This is a genomic window from Bradyrhizobium sp. P2_E8 (assembly GCF_056403875.1).
Window position 1 is genome coordinate 1 of record NZ_JBFUES010001907.1, and the last position, 548, is coordinate 548.

The following is a 548-nucleotide window of genomic DNA, read 5'->3' on the forward strand; positions in this document are numbered from 1 at the left end:
GATTCAGGAAGAAGCCCAGGCCGGGCTGGCGAAGGTGTTCGGCGCGTAACTGCCGGCGAGGACGCCTCTTACCCTCCCCCTCCAGGGGAGGGTGTTCCTTATCGCGCGCTGTCATCACCCGCGAAAGCGGGTGATCCAGCACGCCGCGGCGGAAGTTGTGTGACGCCGCGGAGTACTGGATTCCCCGCCTCCGCCGGGAATGACGGTGGGGTCAATTCTGTATACATCGTTTTACATATAGGTATTAAGATACGCCAATTCAGGCCTTGAATGACACTTCCACCCTTGATATTGTATACATAACGTATTCATGAGCCTTGGGAGTGAGACCAGTGACAAAGCCCTTCCCCATGAACGCCTGGTACGCCGCCGCCTGGGACGCCGAGGTGAAGCCGGCGCTGCTGCCGCGGACGATCTGCGGCAAGCACGTTGTGATGTACCGGAAGGCCGACGGCTCGGTCGCTGCGCTGGAGGATGCCTGCTGGCATCGCCTGGTGCCGCTGTCGAAGGGACGGCTCGAAGGCGACACCGTCGTCTGCGGCTATCAC

The 548-nt window shown here is 61.1% G+C and carries 1 protein-coding gene; it reads left to right on the top strand.

The annotated features are described in order from the left end of the window. Nucleotides 1-332: 332 nt before the first annotated feature. Nucleotides 333-548, top strand: a 216-nt coding sequence (locus AC1D00_RS44630; RefSeq protein ID WP_477015149.1) for a Rieske 2Fe-2S domain-containing protein, incomplete at its 3' end; no start/stop codon positions are given.